This is a genomic window from Prevotella sp. P5-92 (assembly GCF_002251245.1).
GTDB lineage: Bacteria > Bacteroidota > Bacteroidia > Bacteroidales > Bacteroidaceae > Prevotella.
This window is the reverse complement of record NZ_NPJG01000012.1, coordinates 25,383-32,070: the sequence shown is the minus strand read 5'-3', so window position 1 is coordinate 32,070 and position 6,688 is coordinate 25,383. Positions and strand designations below refer to the sequence as shown.

The 6,688-nt window shown below is 50.2% G+C and carries 7 protein-coding genes; 5 read left to right on the top strand and 2 right to left on the bottom strand.

Annotated features, from left to right (window positions below; translation table 11 throughout):
• Positions 1 to 337: 337 nt before the first annotated feature.
• Positions 338 to 859 (top strand): DNA-binding protein, encoded by a 522-nt coding sequence (locus CIK99_RS02010; protein ID WP_094379249.1) that lies wholly within the window; start codon positions 338 to 340, stop codon positions 857 to 859.
• A 229-nt stretch (positions 860 to 1,088) separates the two neighbouring features.
• Positions 1,089 to 1,211 carry a smalltalk protein gene (locus tag CIK99_RS15120; RefSeq protein ID WP_158215874.1) on the top strand — a complete coding sequence of 41 codons (123 nt, stop codon included), beginning with the start codon at positions 1,089 to 1,091 and terminating at the stop codon, positions 1,209 to 1,211.
• 83 nt (positions 1,212 to 1,294) lie between these two features.
• Here the strand turns inward: CIK99_RS15120 and CIK99_RS14825 are convergent, their stop codons facing one another.
• Positions 1,295 to 1,519, bottom strand: coding sequence for a transposase (locus tag CIK99_RS14825; RefSeq protein WP_144007867.1), 225 nt, complete (start codon positions 1,517 to 1,519; stop codon positions 1,295 to 1,297).
• Positions 1,516 to 1,803 carry a transposase gene (locus tag CIK99_RS14820; RefSeq protein ID WP_158215873.1) on the bottom strand — a complete coding sequence of 96 codons (288 nt, stop codon included), beginning with the start codon at positions 1,801 to 1,803 and terminating at the stop codon, positions 1,516 to 1,518. Before CIK99_RS14820 ends, CIK99_RS14825 begins: the two co-directional genes overlap by 4 nt.
• A gap of 911 nt (positions 1,804 to 2,714) precedes the next feature.
• Between CIK99_RS14820 and dnaG the strand changes: the two genes are divergently transcribed.
• From dnaG to CIK99_RS01990, 3 genes are all read left to right on the top strand, one after another.
• Positions 2,715 to 4,706 carry a DNA primase gene (gene dnaG / locus CIK99_RS02000; RefSeq protein WP_094379247.1) on the top strand — a complete coding sequence of 664 codons (1,992 nt, stop codon included), beginning with the start codon at positions 2,715 to 2,717 and terminating at the stop codon, positions 4,704 to 4,706.
• A 282-nt stretch (positions 4,707 to 4,988) separates the two neighbouring features.
• Positions 4,989 to 5,780, top strand: a complete 792-nt coding sequence (locus CIK99_RS01995) for a Nif3-like dinuclear metal center hexameric protein (RefSeq protein ID WP_094379245.1) — start codon at positions 4,989 to 4,991, stop codon at positions 5,778 to 5,780.
• Between the two features lie 51 nt (positions 5,781 to 5,831).
• Positions 5,832 to 6,650 (top strand): zinc ribbon domain-containing protein, encoded by an 819-nt coding sequence (locus CIK99_RS01990; protein WP_094379243.1) that lies wholly within the window; start codon positions 5,832 to 5,834, stop codon positions 6,648 to 6,650.
• The last annotated feature ends 38 nt before the right edge of the window (positions 6,651 to 6,688 follow it).

Sequence of the window (6,688 nt, the reverse complement as noted above, 5' to 3'; positions counted from 1 at the left end):
GGTTTGTTAACATACAGTATTACAGTATTACAGTTTGATTTTAAACCCACAAAATCTCTCTAACTAAGGAAAAATATTTACGTGGTTGGAGAAATATTTCGGGGTAGTTAGAAAGAGTATAATACACTTTGTGTATTATAAAAAATATTAAAGAAAAGAAGGAAAATAAGTAAACACTTGCAAAATCGAGAAAAATGTTGTACCTTTGCACTGTGTAAAAGAAAATCGGAAGCGCGCACCGTGATTCGGATACACGAGTGAGACAAAATTTTCTGTGGCGGGCAGTAAGCCTAAGACGGTTCGCCACGCAGTGTGTAACCATTAATAATTCTTAGTTATGGCAATTAGACTTAAGGCAACAGAGCGAATGCTCAAGGTAGGTCCCAACGCGGGCAAGTATGCTTACATCCTCTCAGCGGAGCTTTACTCCGCGCTGGCGGAGAGCAAGGTGATTGAAGAGGCTGCAATGCGCAGCGGCATCTCGAAGGGTGCCATCCAGGCGGCATGGGCGGCATGTGGCGATGTGATAGTGGCGTGGGCCACTGAGGGACACTCGGTGCCCGTCCCGGGTCTCGGCACGATGCGCTTCGGCGTCAACGCCCAGTCGGTGCTCGACGTGAACATGGTGGCAAGTTCGCTCATCACCTCCCGAAAGATTGTGTTCACCCCGTCGGTGGATGTGAAGGCGGCCCTCAAGGCATCGCAGGTCACCATCACCTGCTACGACCGCAACGGCAAGGAGGTGAAGCGTGTGAACTCAAGCGATCCGGGTACGGAGAGTCCTGACGAGAGCGGAAGCGGCAGCGAGAGCGGCGGCGGAAGCGGCGGCAATGAGGACGGCGGCGGCAGCTTGATCTAAGCTGAGGGCAGGGGTGCGCAAGCGCCCTTGCCCTAACAAAACCGGAGAGCGTCACGCCGCAAAACCGCGACAAATCGGGGCATCGGTCTGCCGTTGTAGGGTCTTACCTCGTGTAAGACCGCAACCCCTGGATATGTATTTACCCGTGGGCATTTGCGGCGGGCGGTCTTACACGAGGTAAGACCCTACATCGGCAGGTGTTGGCGATAATCAATTATCATTAATCATCATGAGTTCTACATCTAAATCAAGCACTTGGAAGCTGGTATTGCAGCTTATTGTGGCAGCGCTGTCTGCTATTGCTACAACTCTCGGAGTGACGAGTTGTATGGGAGTGAATCAGTACGTGTGACGACAACTGGTTGAACGGAAACTAAGAGGGAGCGACGCCTTGGCGCCGCTCCCTTTTACTGATTACGGAGGTTCTTCTGCAATTTAGTTGAAGAGCACATGTTCAAGTATGAGTTTATTCTTCAACAGATTGATACCCGCTCTGCCATACATGACTCTCTTGACGACCTTTAGCTTGTTGACAAAACCTTCTGTGATTCCATTGGTGATGTTTAACTTGATAGTATTTCTAACAGCCTGATAATCATGTCTCAATCCGATGATAAAGGTCTTAAGCGAAGATATCCTTGTTTTCCAGTGTTTTTTCATCCATCTGACTTTACAAGATGGAACTTGTCTGCCACCTCGTTTATCGACCGCCCCGTGGATGCGACGGCAGAACTGTAGTCCGTTGATCTGTCACGGCTGACAACGGATACTTTCTCATGTCCCTCCAACCACTGGCGGAAACTCTCCGTTTCCCTGCCTACAAGCAAGTCAATGGGCCAGCCGTTCTCGTAGTCGATAACAATACTCCCATAGGTCACACCCTTGCGCCATGCCCAGTCATCAACGCCTATTTTCCTGACTTCCGTGTAGGTCGAGGGCCGCATTCTATGCAAGTCACGCAGGACAGTAGAGGAACTGACATTTATGCCCATGCGAGCAAGCAGCCTGCTGGCAGATCCCGAGGACACGGATATGCCCTGACGGGCCACAAGCCTCTCGCACCTACAAGTACGCCTGCGATAACGGAACACCTCACCGCCGGGCTGCTCTGCAAAAGTCTTCCTATGGCATTCCTCGTTATGGCAGTAACTTACGCTGAGACGTGTGCTCTTCAACTAAATTGCAGAAGAACCACCTGTTTTATGAATAAGACGATAAGTAGTCAACATAAATAGTTTAACTACAGATGACAACTGGACACTCGTGTGTCACGGTCGTTCCATAGTTAGTGTCACGAGTGTTCCATAGCCATGGTACGGTCGTATCACTAACTATGGTACGACTGTTCCAAAAGCCTTTCTTTTTCCGCAATAACCGTCAATGTCTCACTCCTTCGCCTGCCATTCATCTCCCTTTAAGGAAGCACTTCTTGAGGTCCATCATGATGTGCTCGATTTACCCTTTATTTTCTATAGTTTTTTGGTCTTTATACAAGCAACATGACGAAAAGGCGGCAGAAATGATGGAAAAATGGCAAGAAAGTAGCTATCATTGTCATACAACAAGCCCTATGACGATGCGGTCTCAGGTCGTTTTTCAGAACGTCTGTCACCTTATAAAAGAGATAAAACACAGATATACAGATGGTTAAAAAACAAGGTGACAGTGACAGATGTTTTTAAACTTTTTTTTGAAAATCTTAGTTCAGGCTTTTCGCTTGCTCTTGGGAGTTTTCTCGGCTTGGACATTCGTCTTGAATACAAATAAATCTAAAAAAACAGGGTGTTTCCTTTGAGGGAACACCTTTTTCGATTACCTTTGCACGAAAAAAGAAAAAGGACAGACTGAAAGAAGCATGATCGACAGAGTTACCATAGACAAAATAATGGACGCGACAAACATCGTGGATGTTGTGTCGGAATTTGTCACACTCAAGAAAACGGGCGTGAACTATAAGGGATTGTGCCCGTTTCACGACGACAAGACTCCGTCGTTCATCGTCTCGCCGGCAAAAGGAATATGCCACTGCTTTGCATGCGGAAAGGGAGGTAACGCCGTAAACTTCCTTATGGAACACGAGCAGATGACCTATCCCGACGCCCTAAGATGGCTTGCGAAGAAATATAACATACAGATAGCTGAGCGCGAACTTACCGCCGAGGAACAGCAGGCAGCCAACGACCGCGAGAGCATGTTCCTGATAAACGAATGGGCGCGCGACCATTTCCAGCATACACTATGGAACCATCCCGACGGGCGCGCCCTGGGACTGCAGTATTTCCGTAGCCGCGGCTTCCGTGACGACATCATAAAGAAGTTCCAGCTCGGCTTTGCCCTGCAGCAACGCACGTCGCTCTCGAAGGCAGCACTGGAGAAGGGATACAAAGAGGAATATCTCGTGAAGACCGGGCTATGCTACCTCAGGGAACAGACAGGCGAACTTATCGACCGATACTCGGGACGCATCATCTTCCCATGGTTTAGCATCAGCGGCAAGGTGAACGCCTTCGGCGGACGAGTGCTCGACTCGCGCACAAAGGGTGTACAGCAGAAATACGTCAACTCGCCCGAATCGGAGATATACCACAAGGAACGCGAACTCTACGGACTCTTCCAGGCAAAACGCGCCATAGCCAAAGACGACCACGTATATCTCGTGGAGGGATATACCGACGTGATCTCGATGCATCAAAACGGCATAGAGAACGTGGTGGCAAACTCTGGCACTGCGCTGAGCATACACCAGGTGCGCCAGCTGAGACGCTTCACACAGAACATCACACTGCTCTACGACGGCGACGAGGCGGGCATAAAAGCCGCCATGCGAGGCACCGACATGCTGCTTCAGGAGGGAATGAACGTGAAGGTGCTGCTACTGCCCGACGGCGACGACCCCGACAGCTTCTCGCGAAAGCATAGCGAAGAGGAGTTCCGGAAATATGTAGAAGAACACCAGACTGACTTTATCATCTTCAAGACGCGACTACTGCTCGACGGTGTCAACGACCCGATAAAACGGTCGGAGGCCATCAGCAACATCGTGAGAAGCGTGTCGGTGATCCCAGACCAGATAAAGCGCGACACCTACCTGCGCGAGTGCGCACAGAGATTCCAGATGAACGAGCAGACGCTCATCAACACCGCCAACCAGTTTATCAGCGGCGACATAGAAAACCAGCAAAAGGAGACTGAGCGTCTCATGAGACGCGAGGCTGAAGCCGCACAACAAACTGCCGCCCATGCGACAGCAAACCAACAGCCGTCAGCCTCAACAGAAGCCATAGGACTGCACTCCATCGACGAACAGACCGCCAAGGTGGAACAGATGCTCATAGAGCTTATCATTCAGCACGGCAACGCCATCATCTTGCGCGACGTGGAGACAGAAGACGGCAACCTCATCAATCTCACCGTGGCCCAATATATAGACTACGACTTTGCGCAAGACGACCTCCACTTCTCGTTGCCCCTCTACGACAGCATACTGCACGAGGCCGCTGCAAAAAGTGCCGATGAGGACTTCCGTGCCGACCAGTACTTCACCTCCCATCCCGACCTTGCCGTGAGCCGCATAGCGAGCCAGATGGCCATGGGGCATTACCATCTCAGCAAGAGCCTCGAAATGAAGATAGACGAAAGGATGCTGTTGCAGAAGACAAACCATCTCATAGTTGATTTCCGCATCGACATTAAGAGCCGCCTCATCACCGCCCTGCGCCTGCAAATAGCCGAGGCCATCAAAGCCTCTGACATGACAAAGGTGAAGGAGCTGATGAAGGAACTCATCGATGCACAGAAACTGCGCGACACCATCGCCGTGAAGGTGGGACGCACTTTCAGAGGATAGACCGCCGCAGTCATCTCCTGGACAAGATATTTCAGCAATGATAAGAAAACAACATTTAGGAAGGAATTTGGCAGCAGAGTTAGTGCTTTTTCTTTAAACAAAAAAACGATGACTTTTGTTAAAAATACACAAATATAACATCATTTATGCCACAATTCGGCAAAAATACGCTATCTTTGCACCTTGTAAGACCTGTAAGGTCTCACATCAACAGCAAAAGAGATTTATAAAAATCACGGTGGCAGTGTCAACGATGTTTGCCGCCACATAACGTAAGAAAGCGTGAAAATAAAGGAAGTTATCGACGCCCTTGAACGATTCGCGCCACTGCCGTTGCAGGAAGACTGGGACAATGCCGGCCTGCAAATCGGGTTGACAGCGGCGGAAGCATCAGGGGCTTTATTGTGTCTTGACGTCACTGAAGGCGTGGTGGACGAGGCTATTGCCAAAGGCTGCAACATCGTCGTTGCCCACCATCCGCTCATCTTCCGTCCGCTGAGGCGCATCACGGGCGACGACCCCGTGCAACGGGTTGTGATTAAAGCCGTGAAACACGACATCGCCATCGTGGCCATGCACACCAACATGGACAATGCCGTCGGCGGAGTCAACTACAAGATTGCAGAGAAGATAGGACTGCAAGACGTGGAGTTGCTCGCACCCAAGACCGTTGGCGGAACGCTATGCGGCAGCGGCGTGATAGGACAGCTGAAAGAGTCCATGGACGCCATGGCGTTTATCAACCACATAAGCCATGTATTTGACGCCCCAGGGATACAGTGCAACCAACTGCTGTCGAGACAGATAAGCCGCGTGGCGCTGTGTGGCGGAGCTGGCGACTTTATGCTGCCTGACGCCGTCAAGGCTGGTGCCGACGCTTTCCTCACGGGCGAGATGCACTATCACCAGTATTTCGGCTACGAACAGAAGTTGCAGATCTGCGTTGTGGGACACTACGAGAGCGAGCAGTTCACCACCGAGATATTCCACGACATCATCACCAGTGAGTGCCAGGGGCTGAACGTTGTGATGGCACACACCAAGACCAATCCCATCACCCACCCCACTCTTTGACGCCTGCATAATAAAAAGAACAGAAGTATAAAAAACACCAAATAAAATATTATGGCAAAAAAAGAACAAGAACTGTCAGTAGAAGAGAAGCTGAAGACACTTTTCCAGCTTCAGACTTCATTGTCGGCCATCGACGAGAAAAAAGCCCTGCGAGGCGAACTGCCCCTTGAAGTGCAGGACCTCGAAGACGAAATCGAAGGTCTGAAAATTCGCATCGACAAGATCAACAACGAGATTGATGAGTTTGAGAAAGCTATCAACGACCGCAAGGGCGACATCATCGAGGCTCAGACAAGCGTGCAGAGATACAAGCTGCAGCTCGACGATGTGAGAAACAACCGCGAGTACGACACTCTCAGCAAGGAGATTGAATTCCAGCAGCTCGAGATAGAGCTCTGCAACAAGAAGATACGCGAGGCACAGCAGAAGATTAAGGACAAGATTGCCGAACGCGAGAAGGCAGAGCTGAACCTCGACGACCACATACAGGAACTCGAAATGAAGCGTAACGAACTCGACGACATCATCGAGGAGACACGCGCCGAGGAAGACCATCTGAAGGTGAAGGCAAAGGAACTCGAATCGAAGATCGAACCACGTCTGCTCACCTCGTTCAAGCGCATCCGCAAGAGCGCACGTAACGGCCTTGGCATCGTCTATGTACAGCGCGACGCTTGCGGCGGTTGCTTCAACAAGATTCCGCCACAGCGCCAGCTCGACATCAAGATGCACAAGAAAATCATCGTTTGCGAATACTGCGGACGTATCCTCATCGATCCGGAACTGGCTGGCGTAAAATCAAATGTTTCAGCCGACGAGAAGAAGAAGACACGCAAGCGCTCTATACGCAGAAAGAAAGACGAAGAATAAATTCTTTTAAAATGAAGAGTTCTCTTCAATAATGTATA